2 rRNA genes are annotated in these 1,775 nt (G+C 57.8%); both read right to left on the bottom strand.

The features are described from left to right. Window positions 1–1,179: ribosomal RNA gene (locus tag ABZ857_RS44095) — 23S ribosomal RNA — on the bottom strand; the annotation flags it as partial. Window positions 1,180–1,485: 306 nt separating this feature from the next. Next, window positions 1,486–1,775: ribosomal RNA gene (locus ABZ857_RS44090) — 16S ribosomal RNA — on the bottom strand; the annotation flags it as partial.

The following is a 1,775-nucleotide window of genomic DNA, read 5'->3' as shown; positions in this document are numbered from 1 at the left end:
GCTGCTTCTAAGCCAACCTCCTGGTTGTCTCTGCGACTCCACATCCTTTCCCACTTAGCGTACGCTTAGGGGCCTTAGTCGATGCTCTGGGCTGTTTCCCTCTCGACCATGGAGCTTATCCCCCACAGTCTCACTGCCGCGCTCTCACTTACCGGCATTCGGAGTTTGGCTAAGGTCAGTAACCCGGTAGGGCCCATCGCCTATCCAGTGCTCTACCTCCGGCAAGAAACACACGACGCTGCACCTAAATGCATTTCGGGGAGAACCAGCTATCACGGAGTTTGATTGGCCTTTCACCCCTAACCACAGGTCATCCCCCAGGTTTTCAACCCTGGTGGGTTCGGTCCTCCACGAAGTCTTACCTCCGCTTCAACCTGCCCATGGCTAGATCACTCCGCTTCGGGTCTAGAGCGTGCAACTCAAACGCCCTATTCGGACTCGCTTTCGCTACGGCTTCCCCACACGGGTTAACCTCGCTACACACCGCTAACTCGCAGGCTCATTCTTCAAAAGGCACGCAGTCACGACGCACCGAGCAAGCTCGATGCGCGACGCTCCCACGGCTTGTAGGCACACGGTTTCAGGTACTATTTCACTCCGCTCCCGCGGTACTTTTCACCATTCCCTCACGGTACTATCCGCTATCGGTCACCAGGGAATATTTAGGCTTAGCGGGTGGTCCCGCCAGATTCACACGGGATTTCTCGGGCCCCGTGCTACTTGGGTGGTTCTCAAACGAGCCGTCAATGTTTCAGCTACGGGGGTCTTACCCTCTACGCCGGACCTTTCGCATGTCCTTCGACTACCCATACGGTTTCTGACTCGCCCAGCCGCCGGCAGACGACTGAAGCTCATTCCCACAACCCCGCATGCGCAACCCCTGCCGGGTATCACACGCATACGGTTTGGCCTCATCCGGTTTCGCTCGCCACTACTCCCGGAATCACGGTTGTTTTCTCTTCCTGAGGGTACTGAGATGTTTCACTTCCCCTCGTTCCCTCCACACTGCCTATGTGTTCAGCAGCGGGTGACAGCCCATGACGACTGCCGGGTTTCCCCATTCGGACACCCCCGGATCAAAGCCTGGTTGACGGCTCCCCGGGGCCTATCGCGGCCTCCCACGTCCTTCATCGGTTCCTGGTGCCAAGGCATCCACCGTGCGCCCTTAAAAACTTGGCCACAGATGCTCGCGTCCACTGTGCAGTTCTCAAACAACGACCAGTCACACACCCTCGGCAACCCGAACCCAGGCTACCTCAAGTGAGGCCGGCATCCTTGAGGCAACTTCCGTTCCCTCAGGACCCAACAACGTGCCCGACACAGTCAATCCCAGAACGCGTTCCACGCCGAAGCAGTACTAGCCCCTGGTCTCTTCCTGTGCCGAATAGTCAACGTTCCACCCATGAGCAACCACCGTCGAACATTTGCCGACGAAATGGCCCCTGACCAAACCGGAAAACCGGCCTGGTAAGAAGTGCTCCTTAGAAAGGAGGTGATCCAGCCGCACCTTCCGGTACGGCTACCTTGTTACGACTTCGTCCCAATCGCCAGTCCCACCTTCGACAGCTCCCTCCCACAAGGGGTTGGGCCACCGGCTTCGGGTGTTACCGACTTTCGTGACGTGACGGGCGGTGTGTACAAGGCCCGGGAACGTATTCACCGCAGCAATGCTGATCTGCGATTACTAGCAACTCCGACTTCATGGGGTCGAGTTGCAGACCCCAATCCGAACTGAGACCGGCTTTTTGAGATTCGCTCCGCCTCACGACTTCGCA

Origin of the sequence: Microbispora sp. NPDC046933 (genome assembly GCF_040644635.1) — a bacterium.
Taxonomy (GTDB): Bacteria; Actinomycetota; Actinomycetes; order Streptosporangiales; family Streptosporangiaceae; genus Microbispora.
Note: the sequence above shows the minus strand (reverse complement) of the source record. Positions and strands in the feature narration are given on the sequence as shown.